The 20749-nt window shown below is 64.5% G+C and carries 23 protein-coding genes; 16 read left to right on the top strand and 7 right to left on the bottom strand.

Features of this window, described 5'->3' with window-relative positions:
- Positions 1–55: 55 nt before the first annotated feature.
- The gene (locus tag GGD67_RS30335; RefSeq protein WP_179738003.1) at positions 56–673 is read right to left on the bottom strand and encodes a pyridoxamine 5'-phosphate oxidase family protein; all 618 of its coding nucleotides are present in this window, start codon (positions 671–673) and stop codon (positions 56–58) included.
- 122 nt (positions 674–795) lie between these two features.
- Here GGD67_RS30335 and GGD67_RS30330 point away from each other — a divergent pair, with 122 nt between their 5' ends.
- Positions 796–1680, top strand: a complete 885-nt coding sequence (locus tag GGD67_RS30330; RefSeq protein WP_179738001.1) for a LysR family transcriptional regulator — start codon at positions 796–798, stop codon at positions 1678–1680.
- A 149-nt stretch (positions 1681–1829) separates the two neighbouring features.
- On the opposite strand, the gene GGD67_RS30325 is transcribed toward GGD67_RS30330, so the two are convergent.
- Both GGD67_RS30325 and pobA read right to left on the bottom strand, forming a co-directional pair.
- Positions 1830–2249: a PaaI family thioesterase gene (locus GGD67_RS30325; RefSeq protein WP_179737999.1), complete on the bottom strand. Its 420-nt coding sequence runs from the start codon at positions 2247–2249 to the stop codon at positions 1830–1832.
- Between the two features lie 233 nt (positions 2250–2482).
- Entirely contained in the window at positions 2483–3652 is a 1170-nt protein-coding gene (gene pobA / locus GGD67_RS30320) for a 4-hydroxybenzoate 3-monooxygenase (RefSeq protein ID WP_179737997.1), read from the bottom strand.
- A 263-nt stretch (positions 3653–3915) separates the two neighbouring features.
- On the opposite strand from pobA, the gene GGD67_RS30315 reads away from it, so the two are divergent.
- From GGD67_RS30315 to GGD67_RS30275, 9 genes are all read left to right on the top strand, one after another.
- Complete coding sequence (locus tag GGD67_RS30315) at positions 3916–4932, top strand: TRAP transporter substrate-binding protein (protein WP_018321430.1); 1017 nt, start codon at positions 3916–3918, stop codon at positions 4930–4932.
- 204 nt (positions 4933–5136) lie between these two features.
- Positions 5137–5646, top strand: coding sequence for a TRAP transporter small permease (locus GGD67_RS30310; protein ID WP_018321429.1), 510 nt, complete (start codon positions 5137–5139; stop codon positions 5644–5646).
- A gap of 2 nt (positions 5647–5648) precedes the next feature.
- On the top strand, positions 5649–6968 hold the full coding sequence (locus GGD67_RS30305) for a TRAP transporter large permease (protein WP_018321428.1): 1320 nt from the start codon (positions 5649–5651) through the stop codon (positions 6966–6968).
- An 11-nt stretch (positions 6969–6979) separates the two neighbouring features.
- Positions 6980–7441, top strand: a complete 462-nt coding sequence (locus tag GGD67_RS30300; RefSeq protein WP_179737995.1) for a DUF3237 domain-containing protein — start codon at positions 6980–6982, stop codon at positions 7439–7441.
- A 225-nt stretch (positions 7442–7666) separates the two neighbouring features.
- Positions 7667–8476 carry a crotonase/enoyl-CoA hydratase family protein gene (locus GGD67_RS30295; RefSeq protein WP_028142148.1) on the top strand — a complete coding sequence of 270 codons (810 nt, stop codon included), beginning with the start codon at positions 7667–7669 and terminating at the stop codon, positions 8474–8476.
- Positions 8473–10356: a feruloyl-CoA synthase gene (locus GGD67_RS30290; protein ID WP_179737993.1), complete on the top strand. Its 1884-nt coding sequence runs from the start codon at positions 8473–8475 to the stop codon at positions 10354–10356. The genes GGD67_RS30295 and GGD67_RS30290 overlap by 4 nt, the downstream gene beginning before the upstream one ends.
- Before the next feature lie 27 nt (positions 10357–10383).
- Complete coding sequence (locus GGD67_RS30285; RefSeq protein WP_179737991.1) at positions 10384–11145, top strand: SDR family NAD(P)-dependent oxidoreductase; 762 nt, start codon at positions 10384–10386, stop codon at positions 11143–11145.
- 12 nt (positions 11146–11157) lie between these two features.
- The gene (locus GGD67_RS30280; RefSeq protein WP_179737989.1) at positions 11158–11577 is read left to right on the top strand and encodes a thioesterase family protein; all 420 of its coding nucleotides are present in this window, start codon (positions 11158–11160) and stop codon (positions 11575–11577) included.
- Positions 11578–11666: 89 nt separating this feature from the next.
- Entirely contained in the window at positions 11667–12818 is a 1152-nt protein-coding gene (locus GGD67_RS30275; RefSeq protein WP_179737987.1) for an ABC transporter substrate-binding protein, read from the top strand.
- A 266-nt stretch (positions 12819–13084) separates the two neighbouring features.
- Here GGD67_RS30275 and GGD67_RS30270 read toward each other — a convergent pair whose 3' ends face one another.
- Both GGD67_RS30270 and GGD67_RS30265 read right to left on the bottom strand, forming a co-directional pair.
- On the bottom strand, positions 13085–13813 hold the full coding sequence (locus GGD67_RS30270; protein WP_179737985.1) for a glutathione S-transferase family protein: 729 nt from the start codon (positions 13811–13813) through the stop codon (positions 13085–13087).
- A 38-nt stretch (positions 13814–13851) separates the two neighbouring features.
- Positions 13852–14112, bottom strand: coding sequence for a hypothetical protein (locus GGD67_RS30265; protein WP_018321420.1), 261 nt, complete (start codon positions 14110–14112; stop codon positions 13852–13854).
- Between the two features lie 112 nt (positions 14113–14224).
- Here GGD67_RS30265 and GGD67_RS30260 point away from each other — a divergent pair, with 112 nt between their 5' ends.
- Complete coding sequence (locus tag GGD67_RS30260) at positions 14225–14923, top strand: YafY family protein (RefSeq protein ID WP_026202551.1); 699 nt, start codon at positions 14225–14227, stop codon at positions 14921–14923.
- Positions 14924–14941: 18 nt separating this feature from the next.
- Positions 14942–15265: a YkgJ family cysteine cluster protein gene (locus GGD67_RS30255; RefSeq protein ID WP_026202550.1), complete on the top strand. Its 324-nt coding sequence runs from the start codon at positions 14942–14944 to the stop codon at positions 15263–15265.
- Here the strand turns inward: GGD67_RS30255 and GGD67_RS30250 are convergent.
- Positions 15262–15660 carry a hypothetical protein gene (locus tag GGD67_RS30250; protein WP_026202549.1) on the bottom strand — a complete coding sequence of 133 codons (399 nt, stop codon included), beginning with the start codon at positions 15658–15660 and terminating at the stop codon, positions 15262–15264. The genes GGD67_RS30255 and GGD67_RS30250 overlap by 4 nt on opposite strands.
- A gap of 302 nt (positions 15661–15962) precedes the next feature.
- On the bottom strand, positions 15963–16310 hold the full coding sequence (locus tag GGD67_RS30245; RefSeq protein WP_049815038.1) for a DUF3307 domain-containing protein: 348 nt from the start codon (positions 16308–16310) through the stop codon (positions 15963–15965).
- 404 nt (positions 16311–16714) lie between these two features.
- Between GGD67_RS30245 and GGD67_RS30240 the strand changes: the two genes are divergently transcribed.
- The 4 genes from GGD67_RS30240 to GGD67_RS30225 all read left to right on the top strand — a co-directional run bounded on the left by GGD67_RS30240 (position 16715) and on the right by GGD67_RS30225 (position 20683).
- A complete protein-coding gene (locus GGD67_RS30240; protein WP_179737984.1) occupies positions 16715–18160 on the top strand; it encodes a TAXI family TRAP transporter solute-binding subunit in 1446 nt (481 codons plus the stop codon).
- A gap of 240 nt (positions 18161–18400) precedes the next feature.
- The gene (locus tag GGD67_RS30235) at positions 18401–18619 is read left to right on the top strand and encodes a hypothetical protein (RefSeq protein WP_018321417.1); all 219 of its coding nucleotides are present in this window, start codon (positions 18401–18403) and stop codon (positions 18617–18619) included.
- Positions 18620–18779: 160 nt separating this feature from the next.
- The gene (locus tag GGD67_RS30230; protein ID WP_018321416.1) at positions 18780–19886 is read left to right on the top strand and encodes a cyclic nucleotide-gated ion channel; all 1107 of its coding nucleotides are present in this window, start codon (positions 18780–18782) and stop codon (positions 19884–19886) included.
- 11 nt (positions 19887–19897) lie between these two features.
- The gene (locus tag GGD67_RS30225; protein WP_179737982.1) at positions 19898–20683 is read left to right on the top strand and encodes an enoyl-CoA hydratase/isomerase family protein; all 786 of its coding nucleotides are present in this window, start codon (positions 19898–19900) and stop codon (positions 20681–20683) included.
- Positions 20684–20749: the final 66 nt, after the last annotated feature.

Genomic DNA, 20749 nt, shown 5'->3' with positions numbered 1-20749 from the left:
GAAGCCACCCTCTCCCACAAGGGGAGAGGGTGCACCGAGCGTGTCGTGTCTGAAATCAACTCGCCTTCTCCTTCAACGCCGCGACCTCCGCCTCCAGCTCCGCGATCCTCGCATCCCTCGCCGCCAGCGCGGCCGCCACATCACCCGCATCGAATTTCTGCGGAATGTGCTGTGGGCAGTTGGTGTCCCAGGCTGCGATCTTGAACATAATCACCTGCTCCGGCCGGGCGCGGTAGCCCTTCGGCATCAGCGACGTCGTCAAGGCCTCGTCGTCCTCGACCACGCGCGCCTCGCCCCAGATCTTCACGCGGCGGCGATGGGCGTAGTCCATCACGAAAATGTAGGCCTTGGGATTCTCCGACAGGTTACCCTGGGTGATGTACTGCCGGTTGCCGGCATAATCGGTGAAAGCCAGCGTCTGCTTGTCCAGCACCTTCAAGAAGCCCTTCGGGCCGCCGCGGTGTTGGATGTAGGGCTGGCCATCGGCCGAGGCGGTCGCAAAGTAGAAGCTGCTGGCGTCAGCCAGGAATGCGGCGAGGTTCTCGTCCACCTCAGTGCGCCATCCACGCTGCTCGGCGTGGGCATAACCCTCGCGCGAGCCCTTGCGGGCCTGGATCGTCTTCACCGCCGGCGAGAACGCGACATCGCTGGCATAGGTGTGAACTGCAGTCATCGGAACATCTCCTGAAGATTCCGGCGCATTGCTGCGTCTTTCGACGACTAAAGTGGACCTCACGGCGGCTAAAACAATCTACCCGCTTGACACTTCATCATTGCGATATATGCAATAATGACATGGACCGCCTCGAAGCCATGCACGCCTTCGTCACCGTCGCCGATCTCAGCGGCTTCGCGCCGGCGGCGCGCAAGCTGCGCCTGTCGCCCTCGGCGGTAACGCGGCTGATCGCGGCGCTGGAGGAGCATCTCGGCGCCCGGCTGTTGCAGCGGACCACCCGGCAGGTGAGATTGACCGACGTCGGCACGCGCTATCTGGAGCGCGCGCGGCGTATCCTCGCCGATGTCGAGGAGGCCGACGGCTCCGCGCGGGAGGAGCGCAACCGGCCGAGCGGACGGTTGGTGGTATCGGCGCCGGTCGGCTTCGGCCGGCTGCATGTCGGGCCGGTCATGACCGACTATCTCAAGCGCTATCCCGAGGTGGGCGGGGAATTGCGCTTGTCGGATCACCTCGTCAATCTCGTGGAGGACGCCGTCGATGTCGCGGTGCGGATCGGTCATCTCGCCGATTCCTCGCTGGTGGCGCGCCAGGTCGGCGAGATGCGACGGATCGTGGTGGCGACGCCGGGCTATCTGAAGCGCCACGGCGAGCCGAAGACGCCGGACGCGTTGCTCGAACACCAGACCATCCAGTTCGGCGCCTCCGCCAGCTGGCACTTCGTGCAGGATGGCCGCGACATCGAGGTCACACCATCGCCCCGCTTCATCAGCAACAGCGCCGACGCCGCCCTGCAATACGCGGAAGCCGGCGGCGGGGTGACGCGCGTGCTGGCCTATCAGGCCGCCGAGGGGCTGAAGCGCGGACGGCTGAAAATCGTGCTGGCGAAGTATGAGCAGCCGGCGCTGCCGATCCACGTCATTTACCCGACTTCGCGCCTGCTCTCGGCCAAGGTGCGCGCGTTCGTCGATCTCGTGGTGGAGACGGCGGAGTGGAGATTTGGGTGAAGGCGTCTGCGTCCCGGACGGGCTGCAACGCGTTTAGCGTTGCTGCGCAGAGCCGGGACCCGGAAGGCGGCAGGGTGCCATGTCGAGACATGGGTCCCGGCTCTGCGCAGCAGCGTTGCACGCTGCAGCGCGTCCGGGACACGGAGAGATCACCCCTTCTTCGGCACCACCCGGAACGTGCCGCTCGCCCGCGCGATCACGGTGTCGTCGGCTTTGACAAGGCACTGCGCAAAGCAGATCGTCTTGCCGGTCTTGATCACGTCGCTCTCGATCGAACACCACTGGCCGATCTCGGCGGAGCCGGCAAAATCGACCGAAAGCGAGACCGTCACGAACGACGTGGTCCAGTTGGTCACCAGCGCACAACTATAGCCCATGGCATTGTCGGCTAGCGCCGCGATGAGGCCGCCATGGATCAGCCCGCGGCCGTTGGTGTGGGGCCTGGCCAGCCGGAGGCCGATGATGACGGCCTTGTCGGTGTTCTTGGAGTAAAGCGGCTCCCAGGGTTCGGTGAGAGGGCTCTTGCGAAAGAGCGGCTCGAAGCCGGCGGGAATGTCGGTGGCGGTCATGGTTGTCTCGCGTTGCCGTGTCGTCAGCATTGAACGCGATCGCGATGACGGTTGCATCAATTACAAAGTTTTAAACGGGATTTGCTCGCGTGTTTGAAACACGGGTGGCGCCACAATGACCGAGCCGTAGGGTGGGCAAAGCGAAGCGTGGCCACGCGCTTTCACAATTATGGGAAGATGGTGGCACGGCGCAAAGGCGCCTTTGCCCACCCTACGGCACCGTCGGCACCGTCCTAAAACGGCAGCCCGACATAATTCTCCGACAGTGACGTCATCGCGGCCTGCGACTGCGTGACGTAGTCGAGCTCGGCGAGCTGAATGCGCGCGCCGATGGTGCCGGTGTCGGGGAATTTGTGCAGCATCGAGGTCATCCACCAGGAGAAGCGCACCGCCTTCCAGACCCGCGCCAGCGCCGTGGTGGAATAGGCGTCGATCCCGGCGCTGGATTTCTCGTCGTAGAATTCGCGCAGCGCGCTAGACAGGTAGTGCGCATCGCTGGCGGCGAGGTTCAGTCCCTTGGCGCCGGTCGGCGGCACGATATGGGCGGCGTCGCCGCACAGGAACAGCCGGCCGAAGCGCATCGGCTCGGCGACGAAGCTGCGCAGGGGCGCGATGCTTTTCTCGATCGAGGGGCCGGTGACGAGGCTATCGGCCGCCTCCTGGTCGAGCCGGCGCTTCAATTCGTCCCAGAAGCGGTCGTCCGGCCATTGGTCGACAAGGTCGTCGAGCGAACACTGCACATAGTAGCGGCTGCGTTTGGTCGAGCGCATGGTGCAAAGCGCAAAGCCGCGGGCGTGGTTGGAGTAGATCAGCTCATGGCTGACCGGCGGCGTCTCCGACAGGATGCCAAGCCAGCCGAACGGATAGACCCGCTCGAACTCCTCGATCGCCCCGGCCGGGACGCTGGCGCGGCTGACGCCGTGAAAGCCGTCGCAGCCGGCGATGAAATCGCAATCGATCTCGTGGGTGACGCCGTCCTTGACCCAGGTTACGCGCGGGTGACTGCCGTCGAAATCATGCGGCTGCACGTCCTTGGCCTCATAAACCGAGATCAGACCGGCGGCTTTGCGCGCGTTCATCAGATCGAGCGTGACCTCAGTCTGGCCGTAGATCATGACCGTCTTGCCGGTCGCCGCCTTCATGTCGATGCGGTGACGGCGGCCGGAAAAGGCCAGCTCGATGCCTTCATGCACCAGGCCCTCGGCATGCGCCCGCGCACCGGCGCCGATCTGGTCGAGCAGCGCGACGGTTCCCTCCTCGAGCAGACCGGCGCGGATGCGACCGAGCACGTAATCCGGGCTCTGGCGCTCCAGAATGACATTGTCGATGCCGTAAGCGTGCAGCAGTTGCCCAAGCAACAATCCGGCCGGTCCGGCCCCGATGATTGCGACTTTTGTCCGCAATACTTGCTCCTTCCGATCCTGTAGGCTTTGCGCGCGGCTCGCTTGTCGCGTTGCTCCGCGCACGATAATTATATCATATAACGGTTGGGCAAAAGGGGAGGGCCGTCGCCGGGCAGCGACAAATCCATGCAGCATGGCTGACGCAGACGGCGCGGCGAGGTGCGCGCCAGTTCCGGCTTGAACGCGCCGGCCGATTAGATAACATGTTAATTAACGAGACCGGGCCATCGAAGCCCGCCGTCGAAAACAGGGAGAGACGTGTGATGAGGAAAGCCTGTCTGGCGTTGCTGCTGGCCGCAAGCGTGACGCCTGCGTTTGCGCAGGACAAGACCTTCGATTTGAAGATCTCGCACTGGGTGCCGGCTTCGCATCCGCTGCAGAAGTCGCTGGAAGACTGGGCTGCCGCCGTCGAGAAGGATTCCGGCGGCACCATCAAGGGCAAGGTGTTTCCGGCCCAGCAGCTCGGCAAAGCATTCGACCACTACGACATGGCGCGCGACGGCATCGCCGACGTCACCTATGTCAATCCCGGCTACCAACCCGGCCGCTTCCCGATCGTCGGCGCCGGCGAGCTGCCGTTCCTGATCTCGGACGCCAAGGGCGGCTCGATGGGGCTGGACGCCTGGTATCGCAAATATGCCGAGAAGGAGATGAAGGACGTCAAATACTGCCTCGCCTTCGTCCACTCGCCCTCCTCCTTCCATTCCAAGTCCAAGAAGATCGTGCTGCCCGAGGACGTCAAGGGCATGAAGATCCGCCCGGCGCACGCCACCATGGCGAACTTCGTGACGTCGCTCGGCGGCACCAATGTGCAGTCCTCGGCGCCTGAGGTCCGCGACATCATCGAGCGCGGCGTCGCCGACGGCGTCACCTTCCCCTGGGGCTCCCTGGTGCTGTTCGGCATCGACAAGGTGACAAAGTACGACATGGAGGCGCCGCTCTACACCACGACCTTCGTGTTCGTGATCAACAAGGACAAGTACAACGCGATGTCCGACAAGCAGAAGGCCGCGATCGACAAGAACTGCTCGGTCGAAATGGCGGGCATGGTCGGCGAGCACTGGGGCAAGTTCGAGGATGCCGGCATCGACAAGGTGAAGGCGGAATCCGGTCACGAGGTCTACAAGCTGACATCCGAGCAGACCGCTGCCTGGAAAAAGGCCGCCGAGCCGCTGGTGAAGACCTGGTCCGAGGGCGCCAAGAAGGCCGGAGCCGATCCGGACGCCGCACTCGCGGATCTCAAGGCCTCGCTGAAGAAGTACAACGCGCTAGCGGAGTGAGGCCCACACTCGCTCGACCTCTCCCGCTTGCGGGAGAGGTCGGCGCGTCCGGGCGATGCGAAGCATCGTCCCGCGCGCCGGGTGAGGGCTCTCTCCCCTTGGGGAGTCTCTCTGTGGAGGCACCCCCACCCCTCCCCCGCAAGCGGGAGAGGGAGCCCAGCACCGTCGTGGATGCAACGCACTCATCTTGAACAGGACCACCCCATGAAGCGCTCCTGGATGGACCGCATCATCGACACGATCGAATGGATCGCGGCCGGCTTCGTCGGCATCGTCGCGCTCGACATCTTCCTGTCGGTGCTGCTGCGCAACACGCTGAATTATTCGATCCCCGATTCGTTCGACATCGGCCGCATGTTGCTCGGCATCCTCATCTTCTGGGGCATCGCCGCGACCTCCTATCGCGGCACCCATATCACCGTGGACCTCGTCTGGGGCAATGTCGGACCGCGCCATCAGCGCTGGATCGACGTGTTCGCAACCCTCGTGCTGCTGTTCGTCGTGACGGTGCAGACCTGGACGCTGTTCGACAAGGTGCGCGGCACCTACAACGACAATGTCCTGACCTTCGACATGCACATGCCGACATGGCCGTTCTTCGCGATCGCCTGGGTCGGTGACGTCTGCGCCGTGCTGCTGATCGCGATCCGCACCTACCGCCTGATCTTCCACCCCGAAGACATGCACGATCCCAAATTGAAGGCGACGGAGTAATCATGAGCACCGATGCCGTCGCCGTAATCGGCTTCGTCTCCCTGTTTGTCCTGATGCTGCTGCGCGTGCCCGTCGGCATGGCCATGGGCCTCGTCGGCGTCTCCGGCTTCGCCTATCTCGTCAACGGGACGGCGGCCCTGAAGCTGGTCGGCCAGACCTCGATGCGCACGGTAACCGACTACACCTTCGGCGTCATCCCGATGTTCCTGCTGATGGGCTCGTTCGTGTCCAATTCCGGCATGAGCCGCGAGCTGTTCCGCGCCGCCAACGGGTTCGTCGGACATTTGCGCGGCGGCCTCGGCATCGCCACCGTCGGGGCCTGCGGCGGCTTTGCCGCGATCTGCGGCTCCTCGGTCGCGACCGCCGCGACGTTCTCCGCCGTCGCTTACCCGGAGATGCGCCGTTTCGGCTATCCGCAATCGTTCGCCACCGGCGTGATCGCCGCCGGCGGCACGCTAGGCGCGATGCTGCCGCCCTCCACGGTGCTCGCGGTCTACGGCATCATCACCGAGCAGGACATCGGAAAGCTCTTCATCGCCGGCATCATCCCGGGCCTGCTGGCGATGAGCATGTACATGATCACGATCTTCCTGATCGGCTATTTCCGCCCCGACTTCCTGCCCAAGGGCAAGGTGACACCGTGGCGCGAGCGCTTTGCGGGCCTGAAGGAGATCTGGGCGCCGGTGCTGCTGTTCGTGTTCGTGATCGGCGGCCTCTACGGCCTGCCCTATTTGCCGCGCTTCACGCCGACGGAAGCCGGCGGCGTCGGCGCCGCCGGTGCGTTCATCATCGGCGTGCTGACGGGCCGGCTCGACCGCGAGAAGATCCTGGCCTCGCTGCTGCAGGCGACGCGCACCGCCGCGGCGGTGTTCACGGTGCTAATCGGCGCGCTGATCTTCGGCTATTTCCTTACGGTGACGCAGACGCCGCAGAAAGTGACCGAATTCCTCACCGGCCTCGGTCTCGGCAGCTATGGCGTGCTGGCGCTGATCATGGTGATGTACCTCGTGCTCGGCTGTCTGATGGACGCCATGGCGATGATCATCCTCACCGTGCCGATCATCTTCCCCGTGATCACGCATCTCGGCTTCGACCCGATCTGGTTCGGCGTCATCATCGTCATGACCGTCGAGCTCGGCCTGATCCACCCGCCGGTCGGGATGAACGTCTTCGTCATCAAGAGCGTGGTGAAGGACGTCTCCTTCTCCACGATCTTCAAGGGCGTGATTCCGTTCGTGGTCACGGACCTGATCCGCCTCGTGATCCTGATCGCCTTCCCGCTGCTCGCGACCTGGCTGCCGACGCGGATGATGGCGCATTGACAGGGTGAAGCATGACGACACCGACGCTCGAGACGAAATACGTCTTCACCATCACCGCGCGCATCGGCGACGTCGTCATCGCCGGCGAGACCGGCATCGGTGTCCGCCGCATCATCCCGATCATCGGCGGTGAGGTCACGGGCGCGATATCAGGCAAGGTGCTGCCGTTCGGCGCCGACTTCCAGACCATCCGACCCAACGAGCTGATCGACCTGGAGGCGAAATACGCCTTCGAGACCGACGACGGCGCCATTGTCTATGTCGAGAACAAGGGCATGCGTTTCGGACCGGTCGAGCTGCTGCAGAAGCTCAAGCGCGGCGAGCCGGTCGATCCCAAGCTGATCTATTTCCGCACCGTGCCGCGGTTTGAGACCGGGCACGACAGGTATCGCTGGCTGATGGAGCACATTTTCGTCGGCTCAGCCGCGCGCCACGCCGACCGCGTCGTGATCGACGTGCATCAGGTGATGTGACCATACGCTCTGCTGTCGTCCCTGCGAACGCAGGGACCCATACTGCGGAATCTATCGATTGCGGGCGGTGGGAGTACCGAACGGCAAGTCTTCGCCAAATTTCTCCCTGGGGTATGGGTCCCTGCGTTCGCAGGGACGACATAGTGTGCGGAGCAGCATTGTGCCGCCCCTCCTTGACTCCCCCAAAATTCGTTATACAACATAACTATTCTGACAAGGACGCAAATGACACAGGGAAACGCCGAGACCGCTGACGCGGGTGCCTCCGGGCTACTCCGGATCGAGAGGGCGGACCGGGTTCTGACCGTGGGTCTGAACCGGCCGGCCAAGCGCAATGCGCTCAACGATGGCATCATCCTGGAAATCGGCGAGTGTTTTGCGTCCCTGCCCGAGGATATCGGCGCGGTCGTCATTCACGGCATTGGCGATCATTTCTCCAGCGGCCTCGACCTCTCCGAGCTGACCGAGCATGACGCGACCGGCGGCCTGCTCCATTCCCAGATGTGGCACCGGGTGTTCGACCGCATCCAGTACAGCCGCGTCCCCGTGATCGCGGCGCTGAAGGGCGCCGTGATCGGCGGCGGGCTGGAGCTTGCCTGCTCGGCGCATATCCGCGTCGCCGAGCCCTCGACCTATTTCGCGCTTCCGGAGGGCCAGCGCGGCATCTTCGTCGGCGGCGGCGGCTCGGTGCGTCTGCCGCGGTTGATCGGCGTCGCCCGGATGATGGACATGATGCTGACGGGCCGCGTCTACAGCGCGACCGAAGGCGCCTCCTACGGCTTCGCGCAATATGTCACGGAGGCCGGCAACGGGCTTGGCAAGGCGATGGAGCTTGCGACCAAGGTCGCCTCCAACGCTCCGCTGACGAATTTCGCCGTGCTCCAGGCGCTGCCGATGATCGCGGAGGCCAATCCGCAGACCGGCCTGCTGATGGAATCGCTGATGGCGACCGTCGCGCAGAGCGACAAAGAGGCAAAGCGCCGGATCCGCGAATTCCTCGAACACAAGACCGCAAAGGTAAAGCCCAAGTCATGAGCGCGCAGCCGTCCTCTTCCAGCATGGAGCGCGGCGCGAGCACTTTCCCGCTGCGGCCCATTTCGTTCGGCGATCCCGTCGTCGACATCGAACGCCGCGACGACGGCACGATCTACCTCAGGCCGAAGCAACCGCTCGGCGACTATCCCGTCCGCCTCACCGATCGCCTGCATCATTGGGCGGCGACGACGCCGGACCGCGTCTTCATGGCGGAGCGCGAAGGCGGCCGCGGCTGGCGCAAGATCACTTACGCCGAGCTGCTCGTCGCGAGCCGGCACATCGCATCGGGCCTGATCGCGCGCGGCCTGTCGGCGGAGCGGCCGGTTGTCATCCTCTCCGGAAATTCGATCGACCACGCCTTGCTGGCGTTCGGCGCGTTCTATGCCGGCATTCCGTTCTGCCCGGTGTCGCCGGCCTATTCGCTGGTGTCGAAAGATTACGGTAAGCTGTCCTATCTGATGAAGCTGCTGACGCCCGGCCTCGTCTTCGCCGAGGACGCCGACAAGTTCGCCGATGCGCTTGCCGCCAACGTCTCGCTCGGCACCGAGATCGCCGCGTCCTACGGCCAGGTGCCGGGCCGCGACGTCACCACACTCGCCGACCTCATGGCGACGCCGATCCGCAGCGATCTCGACGAGGTCCACGGCAAGATCGGCCCCGACACGATCGCCAAATTCCTGCTGACCTCGGGCTCGACCGGCAATCCCAAGGCCGTCATCAACACCCAGCGCATGATCTGCGCCAATCAGGTGATGTTGCGCGAGACGCTCGCCTTTCTGAAAGACGAGCCGCCGGTCATCATCGACTGGCTGCCCTGGAATCACACCTTCGGCGGCAACCACAATATCGGGCTGACGCTGTACAATGGCGGCTCGATGTATCTGGACGCCGGCAAGCCGATGCCCGGCGGCATCGAGGAGACCGTGCGCAATCTCCAGGAGATCTCGCCGACGGTCTATTTCAACGTTCCGAAGGGCTATGAATCGCTGCTGCCCTATTTGCGTGACGATCAGGGCCTGCGCGCAAAATTCTTCGACCGACTGCATGCGATGTTCTTCTCCGGCGCCGCGCTGTCGCCCTTCATCTGGGACAGCCTCGACGAGCTCGCGGTGAAGGAAAAAGGCTATCGCGTGCCGATGCTGACCGGCTTGGGAGCGACCGAGACCGCGCCGTTCTTCATGTCGGTCAATCCGCGCACCAGCCGCTCCGGCCATGTCGGTCTGCCCGTGTCAGGCAACGACGCCAAGCTGGTGCCGAACAACGGCAAGCTGGAAGTGCGTGCCAAGGGACCGAACGTGATGCCCGGCTACTGGCGTCAGCCCGACATCAGCGCGAAATCCTTCGACGAGGAGGGATTTTACAAGATGGGGGATGCGCTCAAGCCCGCCGATCCCGATGATCTCAACGCCGGCTTCGATTTCGACGGCCGTGTCGGTGAAGACTTCAAGCTCGCCAGTGGCACCTGGGTCAGCGTCGGCCCGCTGCGCGCGCGCCTCACTGCGGCCTGCGCCCCGCTGGTGCGCGACGTCGTCATTGCCGGCATCAACCGCGACGAGGTCTCGGCGCTGGTTGTGCTCGACCTCGACGGTTGCCGGCTGATCAATCCGACGCTGCCGACCGACGATCTCGTCGTCGCGACACGCGACCGGCTGGTGCGCGAGGCGTTTCGCGAGCGCCTGGCCGGTTTCCTCAGCCAAGCCACGGGTTCCTCGACCCGGATCACGCGCGCGATCCTGATGGACGCGCCGCTCTCGATCGACAAGGGCGAAGTCACCGACAAGGGCTCGATCAACCAGCGCGCCGTGCTCGAGCATCGCACCGAATTGATCGAGGAGCTCTACGCTGCCAATCCGTCGGACCGTGTGATATCGGTCGGCTAACCCGGACATAAGCTACAGGAGAACGCCATGTTGTTGAAAGATCAGGCAGCCATCGTCACGGGCGGCGCATCGGGGCTGGGCGCTGCAACCGCGCGAAAACTGGCGGCGCAGGGCGCCAAGGTCGCGGTGTGCGATCTCAACGCCAAGCTCGCGGAGACGGTTGCCGCCGAGATCAAGGGCGTGGCAATCATCTGCGACGTCTCCGATGCCGCTTCCGCTGAGGCTGCGATCGCGCAGGCGACCAAGGCTCTTGGCGCGCCGCGCGTGCTGGTCAATTGCGCCGGCATCGGCGTTGCCAAGCGCGTCGTCGGCCGCGACGGCCCGATGGCGCTCGCCGATTTCGACAAGGTGATCAAGGTCAATCTGATCGGCACCTTCAACATGCTGCGCCTGGCCGCGACCGAGATGTCCAAGCTGGAGCCGCAGGCGACCGGCGAGCGCGGCGTCATCATCAACACCGCCTCCGTTGCCGCTTATGACGGCCAGATCGGGCAATCAGCCTATTCGGCTTCCAAGGGCGGCATCGTCGGCATGACGCTGCCGATCGCGCGCGAGCTGGCGCAGTTCGGCATCCGCGTGCTGACCATCGCGCCCGGCCTGTTCCTGACCCCGCTGCTCGCGAACCTGCCGCAGGAAGCCCAGGACTCGCTCGCGGCCGCGATCCCCTTCCCGCGCCGGCTCGGCCACGCCGACGAATTCGCCGCGCTCGCGCTGCATATGGTCGAGAACTCCTACCTGAACGGCGAAGTGGTGCGCCTCGACGGCTCGCTGCGCATGGCGCCGAAATAGGGCGCGCGACACATGTTCGTGAACCGGCGCGACGTACAGATCCAGTGGGGCGATTGCGACCCCGCCAACATCGTCTACTACCCGCGCTATTTCGCGATGTTCGACGATTCGACCTCGACCCTGTTCGAGGTCGCCGGGTTCTCCAAGCAGGATCTGGTCCGCAAATACGGCCTGGTGGGCATCCCCATGGTCGACACGCGGTCCAAGTTCTACATCCCCTCGACCTATGGCGACTGGATCACCATCGAAACGAAGATCGAGAGCATCAGGCGATCGAGCTTCGAGGTGAAGCACAACGTCTACAAGGGTGACGCGCTGGCGATCGAGGGTTTTGAGACCCGCGTCCTCGTCGGTCGCGATCCCGTTAACCCCGACAAGCTGAAATCGGCACCGTTCCCGGCGGAAATGGTAGCCAGATTCACGGGGAGTTAAGTCCGGAGCTAATCGCCGCATCGCCAAAAGAGGGGGCTGAATTACCCCCCGATTTCTGCTTTCAAAGAAACACGTAAAGGGAGGAATAGATGAAACGCTTTTACCTGACCGCCGCCATCACCGCGGCGACGCTTGCCTTGCCGGCGCTGCCCGCGCTGGCCCAGACCAGCGAAATCACCATCGGCATCACCACCACCACGACCGGCCCCGGCGCCGCGCTGGGCATTCCCGAGCGCAACGCGCTGGAATTCGTGCCGAAGGAAATCGGCGGCGTGCCGCTGAAGGTGATCGTGCTCGACGACGGCGGCGATCCCACCACCGCAACCACCAACGCCCGCCGCTTCGTGACCGAATCCAAGGCCGACATCATCATGGGCTCGGCGCTGACGCCGCCGACGATCGCGGTCTCCAACGTCGCCAATGAAGCCGGCATTCCGCATTTCGGCCTGGCACCGTTCCCGATCACGCCCGAGCGCATGAAGTGGTCGGTGGCGATGCCGCAGCCGATCCCGATCGTGGGCAAGGTGCTGTACGAGCACATGAAGAGCAAGGGCGTGAAGACGCTCGGCTATATCGGCTATTCCGACTCCTATGGCGACCTCTGGTTCAACGATTTGAAAGCACAGGCCGTGCCGATGGGCATGACCATCGTCGACGAGGAGCGCTTCGCCCGTCCCGATACGTCGGTGACCGGACAGGTCCTGAAGCTCGTTGCCGCCAATCCCGACGCGATCCTGGTCGGCGCGTCAGGCACCGCGGCCGCGCTGCCGCAGACCGAGCTGCGCGAACGCGGCTATCAGGGCCTGATCTACCAGACCCACGGCGCGGCCAGCATGGATTTCATCCGCATCGCCGGCAAGGCGGCGGAGGGCGTGCTGATGGCCTCCGGTCCCGTCATGGATCCCGAGGACCAGCCGGACAGCGCGCTCACCAAGAAGCCGGGCCTGGCGCTCAATTCGGCCTATGAAGCCAAATACGGCCCGAACAGCCGCAGCCAGTTCGCCGGCCATTCCTACGACGCGTTCGAGATCCTCAAGCGCATCATTCCCGCGGCGCTGAAAGCCGCAAAACCCGGCACGCCGGAATTTCGCGAAGCGATCCGCCAGGCGCTGCTGTCGGAGAAGGAGCTGGCGGCGAGCCAGGGCGTCTACAACTTCACCGAAAAGGACCGCTACGGCCTCGACGACCGCTCGCGCATCCTGCTGACGGTGAAGAACGGCAAGTACTCGCTGGTGAAATAGACGCGGCGAAAGTTGAGAGACGACGAGAGCCGGCCCAATGGGCCGGCTCTTTTTGTTTTGGCCTGTAGAAACGAACTGTTCCACGGTGTCGCTGCGCTCCCTCTCCCGCTTGCGGGGGAGGGTTGGGGTGGGGGTGCCTCCGCGTTGGGACTGTCTCCGAATTTCCGAGGAAATCCCCCAGAGGAGAGAGCCCCCACCCGGCGCTTCGCGCCGACCTCCCCCGCAAGCGGGAGAGGTTGCACCGAGCCCGCGGATACGCCGCGGCCCTAAGCCGCCTGCCGCAGCGGGGTCCAGGCGAACTCCGGATAGTAACTGTCCATCATGCGATCGACATAGGCGGTGAGGTTCGGAAAACCCTCGGCGCGCTCGCGCAGGGCCGATTCGAAGAACGGCGAGAGGATGCCGGCGAGCATACCGAAGGCGGTGGCGTCGACGCCGCAGGGCTTGTTGCCCATCAGATAGGACTTGTCGCCGAGCTGCACCGAGAGCGCGAACAGCGAGCGCACGGCGAGCTCGACATCGTCATCCGGCCCATGGCGGCCGAGCCCAGAGAGCAGATAGTTCTCGGCGACGCGGAATTGCGCATCCTCGCGCAGTTTCTCGCGGTTGTGCTCCGGCGCGCCGTCGAAGAAATGCGCGGGACCCTTGGCGAAATTCACCGGATCGACCCAGCGCGCCCCGACCAGCCCCCAGTAGATGTGATGCTCGATCATGCGCTCGAACGCCCAGGCCTGCGCGCGCTCGGTGAGCGACAGCCCGGCATCGAAATCGAAGCCGTAGCGGCGCTCGATATGGGCGCGAATGAAGGTGGAATCGGCCACCGCCTCGCCGCCGTCGTCGATGAAGGGCAACTGCCCCTTGGGCGAGGCCGGCGGCATCGCCCGCTCCTTCCGGTAGGGCAGTCCCGCCATCTTGAGCTGCACTTCCGTCTTGGTGACGAAGGGGCTGATTTCCGGCAGGCCGAAGCCGGTGCCAAATCCGTAGAGCGTGATCATGAAAGCTTCTCCTGAACCACCGAAAAAGTTGACGGAACCTAGTGCCGGGCTGCTGCCACCATGGTGGCAGCAGCCGTGATATCTTCTGCGAAACGGGCCCCCCGCCAGGCACGGCCCATCACGTGGCGGACCAGTGCGTCCGCGGCCTGGATCAGCGGGCGTGCCACCACGCTTGCGAGGGCAAACCGGAGGTCGACGGCCATGAGATCGAGCGAAACGAGGCGGCCGAACGCCGACGCGGACCACGCCTGCGCCCGCAACATCGGAATAGCCGGGCCGAAATGGGTCGGAATGATCATGGACAAATCCTCTTCAGTCGATGTGTTGTCCCGGTATAGAACTCCCCTGCTGCCAACATCCTGTCAGCAGCCGCGCGCCGCTTTCTGAAAAGACCACAACAAGAGACCCGTCATGAGACGCGCCGACCGGCTGTTTCAAATCATCCAGGTGCTGAGGCGCACGCGTAAGCCGCTGACGGCGGACGCCATCGCGGCCGAGCTCGAGACCTCGAAGCGCACGATCTATCGCGACATCGCGACGCTGATCGGCCAGCGCGTGCCGATCCGCGGTGAAGCCGGCATGGGCTACATCCTGGAAAAGGGATTTGACCTTCCGCCGCTGATGCTGACGCCCGACGAGATCGAGGCGGCGGTGCTGGGCGCACAATGGGTCGCCGGCCATGCCGATTCGGCACTGGCGCGCGCGGCCGAGGATCTGATGGCCAAGATCGCGGACACCGTGCCCGAGCGGCTGCGTCCGTTCGTGCTGGAGCCCGCGAGCCGGGCACGGCCGAGCTGGAACAGGGAGCCGGACCGCCTGGACATGGTGCGCACGCGCACCCAGATCCATGAAGGCAAGAAGATCATGCTGCGCTATCGCGACGAGCAGGGCCGCGCCAGCGAGCGCATGATCTGGCCGATCTCGGTCGGCTATCTCGAAGCCGTGCGCCTGCTGGCAGCCTGGTGCGAGCTACGCGGCGACTTCCGCAGCTTCCGCACCGACCGCGTGGTCGATGCCAACTATCTCGACGAGAGATATCCGGAGCGGCGCGACGTGCTGCGCGCGAGATGGCGGCAGAGCCTGGTCTGGGGCCCGCCCAAAGACACCTGACAAGGACATTTGAGGACGATGGAAGAGAGTTCCCCCGTCGATCTGTCGAGCTGTTGCCAGAGTTGCGGCGCCTGCTGCGGCTATTCGGCCAACTGGCCGCGCTTCTCGATCGAGAGCGACGAAGAGCTTGCCGCGATTCCGGAGGCACTGGTCAACGACCGCCAATCCGGCATGCGTTGCCAGGGCGACCGCTGCTCAGCCTTGCAGGGGGATATTGGAAGAGCGACCGCGTGCGGCATCTATGCGGTACGGCCGGAGGTGTGTCGTACCTGCATGCCGGGCGACGCCGAATGCGCGATGGCGCGGCGGAAGTTCGGGCTTCCGGCTATCGAAGCTAGTTAGGCCGGAACGGCTTCGCCGATTTCGTCGTCGATCTCGTCGTCCAGCGGTGCGAGCACCGAGAGCGGCTTGGTCGAGAGCGTGATCGGCTTGCGCCCGCCCGACAGCGACGGCGAGGATTTCGCCGTGCCTTCGCGCGACAGCGCATAGAGCGTCGAGCCCACGCGGCCGCCGTTTTCGATCAGGTCGCGCTCGTTGCAGCTCGCTGCGATCGCGACCGCCAGCGAGTGCAGATGGCTGCGGCGATAGCAGAACAGCGCCAGCCTGGCGCGCGCGTCAGGGGAAACACTCTCAACCAGCCTCGGCAGGCCACTCTCGCTGGCGCGATACATCTCGCCAAGGAGCTCGTCGCGAACCGGGCAGAAATCGCTTTCAAAAGTATCGCGGCTTGAAAACATTGCAGTTCTCCCTCGTGTGCGGAAGATGCAGCGCAATTCTCTAATGAAAGGTTAACCACGCTGCCCGGTAGTCACCCGGGGTGCTTGCGCGCTCGCGGCGAATCGGAAGGTGGCGGTGGGACCGGGAATTACCGCGCTGGCTGGAGAACGGGCGGCAGCGCCTCCACGGCGTCATGGCCGGGCTTGTCCCAGCCATCCACGAACGGCCAAGACGCAGGAAGAACGTGGATGCCCGGGACAAGCCGGGGCATGACGACCTTTAGTGCCGATGAAGGCTTGCCCACTCAGAGGGCCTCCAGCCCTCAGTTCGCCGCCATGAAGATGGACAGGCCGAAGCCGGTGAGATGGTGCAGCGCCTGGTCGACGCCGATCAGGGTCCAGAACCAGGGATGTGCAAGGTCGACGCCGAAATTGGCCGAGACGAACCCCTTGGCGCGGTCGATGGTGATGTGGATCACGAAGTCGATGAAGGCGACGAACCAGAATTTCGGCGCGACGATCATTATCAACGGTAGCGCAACCGCAAGGTGAATCAGGCAATGCACCAGCAGCGGCAGGGCCCAGCCGTGCTTCTGGTCCTTGCCGTGCGCCATCCAGGCGGTCTGAAGAACGAAATCGGCGATGATGTGCTTGAAGGTGAGCAGCAGCATCCAGCCAATGAGCGCTTCGACCGGAACCGCCGATGACATGGGTGGAAACGACAAAGCCGACGCCCTCATTGAGGTGACAAGAAAAATTGGAGCGTTCAGCGCAACTTCTTCTTGGACCGGTCAAATCGCCGGGACCTTCGATTTATGACATCTCCCGCGGCGGAATGCAGCCGGGGGGAACCGGAAAATCGCCAAGTGTGGCTAACTGGTGATAGGATGACCTTTCGCCGCGGCCACGTCGAGTAAGGTTACCCTCGGCTCGAAATTTGCTTTCCGGTCCCGGCGCGTTATCATTGTCCGTTCAGAATATCGTTCTTTTTTCAGATGTTTAGGAATTGCAGGGCGCCCGCCGCGATCACGTCCGCGAGCCGCCCATGACCCGGGAATAAGGCCAGAGTGCTGCCATGAGTACTGAAGGCCCCACCACATCCCCGATCGAGCCGCCGCCGCGGCGCCCGAAGGTGATCAAGACCAATCAGCAACAGGTCTTCCTCTACGTCGTGCTGACCCTGCTGCTGTCGCTCGCCACCGTCTGGGGCGGCCGTGCCATGCTGCACAATTCGGAGACGCTGACCTTTGCCGTCGGCGCTCCCAACAGCGACGAGGCGCTGTTCGCGGCCAAGCTTGCTGCCGTTCTGAAGACCAACGCCTCGCGCTTCCGGATCAAGATCGTCAACAACGCAGACAATGCCAAGGCGCTCGCGCAGTTCGACCGCAAGCAGGCCGATCTGGTCGTGCTGCGCACCGACGCCAAGGTGCCACTGCGGGCGCGCACGCTCGCGATCCTCGAGCACGATCTCGTGCTTCTGCTCGGTCCCGGCAACAAGAAGATCAAGTCGATCGCCGAGCTGAGGAAAAAGAAGGTCGCCGTTCTCGCCGAGAACGAATCCTCCCTCGCCTTCGTCCGCAGCATCCTCGATATCCCCGACGGTCCGGACGCGGCCAAGATCCAGATGGCGCCGCAGGGCACGACGCTCGACAAGCTGTTCGCGCCGTCAAACGGCTTTGGCGCGGTGATCGCCATCGTTCATGCCTCCAGGGCAGTGCGCGACAAGGCCTATGAGCAGGTCGCGAAGCGCGGCGGCTTCACGCTCAACGCGATCGACGAGGCCAAGGCGCTGTCGCGCAAGCTCCCGGGCATTTCCAGCGAGACGCTGACGGCGGGCACGCTGTCGACGTCGCCGCAAATTCCCGATGACGATCTCGACACGGTCGGGCTCGAATGGCTGCTGGTCGCGCAATCCAGGATGTCGCCATCCACGGCGGGCGAGCTGGCGCGCACCATCTACGAGAACAAGTCCGCGCTCGGGCTCGACAACGGCTTTGCCAGCAGGATCGAGCCGGCCTCCGTTGAGAAGGACGCCTTTGTGATGGCGCACCAAGGGGCGGCCGATTACATCAATGACGACACCAAGTCGTTCATGGATAAGTACAGCGACTTGATGTATCTGGGCGCCGCCGCGCTCAGCGTCATCGGCTCGATCTTCGCGGCGATCTACGCCAAGATCACCCGGATTGCGCCGGAGAAGGCCAGCGAGCTCTCCACCGCCATCCTCGACATCGGCGAGCGGATCGAGCACGCCCACTCTCTGGATCAGCTCGAATGTCTCCAGGACGAACTGGAGGGCATTTTACGCGGGGCGGTCATCGGGCTCAGAGACGGCACGATCAGCACCGACGGCCTCGACACCTTCAAGCTCGGCTACGAATTCGTCCGCGACGAGATCGGCATGCGTCGCGACTATCTGAAACGCCATGCCGGCGAAACCGAGAAGACGGTGCAGGACGGCGGCCCTGCCCAGCACGACGACAGCAATGTCGTGGTGGTGAAGACCGCCCAGAGTGCCTGACGGCCGCCCGATTGGGCCGCCCATCAATCTCTTGTCCCGGACAAGCCGCAATGCCGAAGGCGTTGCGGCGCCGAGCCGGGACCCAGGAACCGCAGCTTGCGCTGCTGGATGGGCCCCGGCTCTGCAGCGCATCACTCGGTGCTGCGCTGCGGGGCACAAGAGGGAGATCGTGACGGCCGGCCGTCTGGAACCCAGCCCACCTGCAACCGTTGGTTCGCGACTACAACCGGAGACCGCAGCATGCGTGCACTCCTCATCATCCTCCTTCTGGGAATGCTGGCGGCGGCCGGCTACTTTGCCTATTCCGCAATGGCGGTCGAAGGTGAGCCGATCCCGACGGAAGGCTATGTGGCGCTGGCACTGGGCGCAGGGTTTTCCGTCATTGTCGGCGTCGGGTTGATGGTGCTGCTGTTCTTCAGCAGCCGCCGTGGCTACGACGAGCCGCCGCATTTCAGGTAAGGCATTCCGCCAACGATGGCGGCACGGACCGGCCGCCCGGCGCAGCAGCGCCGATCACGCCGCCTGCCTGTCGTTGACGGCCCCCGCCCAGGCGGGCACTTTGACGCCGGCGTCCCGCCGGGACCCGAGGACTTGTCTCAAGACCGAGCCGCCTGCCCGCATGTCCAAGCCGCTGATTTCCGCTCTGGCCCAGTTCGCGGCCGCCACGGCCGGCCGCAACATGACCAAGGCGGCCTATGTGGCTGTGACCGTCGGCGTGCTCAGCATGGTCCTGCTGTCGGACAAGCGCGCCCAGGAGGCGCATGGCTGGATCAACACCCTGCTCTGGACCTGCCTCGCCTATTTCGTGTTCGAATGGCTGGTGCGGCTGCGCCACATGACGCAGCAGGGGCGGCTCTCGCTGTACATGTCCTCCTCCGCCGGGCTGGTCGACGCGATCGGGGCGCTGGCGGTGCCGGTCGCGCTTCTCCTCGGTGCCGAGCCGAAGACGGCCTGGCTGCTCAGCGTGCTCTGGGTGTTGAAGGTGGTCCCCGGCATCCCCGGTCTTCGGCAGCTTCGCCGCGTGCTGGTGCTGGAATCGGGCCCGCTGCTCAGCGTGCTCGTGATCTTCCTGATGGTGGTCTTCCTTGCCTCCGTCGCCGAATATTTCCTGGAGCGGGACGTGCAGCCGCAGACTTTTGGCAGCGTCCCCGCCGCGCTGTGGTGGGCCGTCGTCACACTCACGACCACCGGCTACGGCGACGTCGTACCGGTTACGCCGCTCGGGCGCATCGTGGCGGCCGCGGTGATGATCTCCGGCCTCGGCGTGTTCGGCCTCTGGACCGGTATTTTGGCGACCGGATTTGCCGCCGAGACGCGGCGCGACAATTTCCTCAAGACCTGGGAATCCGTCAGCAAGGTACCGTTCTTCGCGGCGCTCGGCCCCGCCGCGATTGCCGACGTCACCCACATGCTGCGGACCATGGAGCTGCCGGCGCGCACCATGATCATCCGCAAGGGCGCGCAGGGTGACTGCATGTATTTCATCGCCGCCGGCGAGGTCGAGGTCGAGCTGCCCGGCAAGAAGGTGCAGCTCGGCGAAGGCGCCTTCTTCGGCGAGATGGCGCTGCTCGGCAACAACATGCGCGGCGCCAACGTCTCGACCACGAAAGTGTCGCGGCTTCTGGTGCTCGACCTCGTCGACTTCCGCGTGCTGATGGCACGACATCCAGATCTCGCCGAGACCATTGACGCCGAGGCGAAACGGCGCGCACTCGAAAACAGATAAAAGGAGACAAGATGTCGGACATCACCGACGCAGCCACCGGCCCCGTGCTCGAACGCGACGGCGCCCGCGCCACCATCCGCCTCAATCGGCCGAAGCATCTCAACCGGCTCCAGGCCGAGGACCTCGACGAGCTCGTCAGACTGTTCGATCTGGTCGAAGCCGATCCAGCCATCCGTGTGCTGGTGCTGACCGGCACCGGACGCGCCTTCTCGGCAGGCTATGACCTCAATTCGGTCGCCGAGCGCGCCGTCAGCGCCAACGAGCAGCAGAGCGCGGGCTCTGCATTTGAGCTGGTCGTCAACCGGCTGGAGGATCTGGGCGTGCCGACGATCTGCCGGCTCAACGGCGGCGTCTATGGCGGCTCGACCGACCTCGCGCTCGCCTGCGATTTCCGCATCGGCGTCGACACCGCCGAGATGTTCATGCCGGCAGCGCGGCTCGGGCTGCATTATTACAGGAGCGGCATCAAACGCTACGTCACCCGGCTTGGCGTCGACAACGCGAAGAAGCTGTTCCTGACGGCGCAGAAGATCAGCGCGCCGGAGATGCTGCGCATCGGCTATCTCACCGCGATGGTACCGGTGGAATTCCTCGACGAGGAGGTCGACAAGCTCGCCGGAATCCTCGCCGGCAACGCGCCGCAGGCGATGCGCGGCATGAAGCGTGCGATCAACGAATTCGCCCGCGGCGAGCTCGATGACCGCGCCGCCGACCAGCGCCACCGCGACAGCATGCGCGGCGACGAGATCAAGGAAGGCATCAAGGCGTTCGCGGAGAAGCGAGCGCCGAGGTTTTGAGGGGATTGGTCAGGGAGTACGAGCGCGCGGCAAGCGCAACTGTCGTCCCGGACAAGCGAAGCGCAG

The sequence above is a fragment of the Bradyrhizobium sp. IAR9 genome (assembly GCF_013408065.1).
Lineage (GTDB): Bacteria > Pseudomonadota > Alphaproteobacteria > Rhizobiales > Xanthobacteraceae > Bradyrhizobium.
The sequence above is the reverse complement of the archived record's forward strand: the minus strand, read 5'-3'. Positions and strand labels throughout refer to the sequence as shown.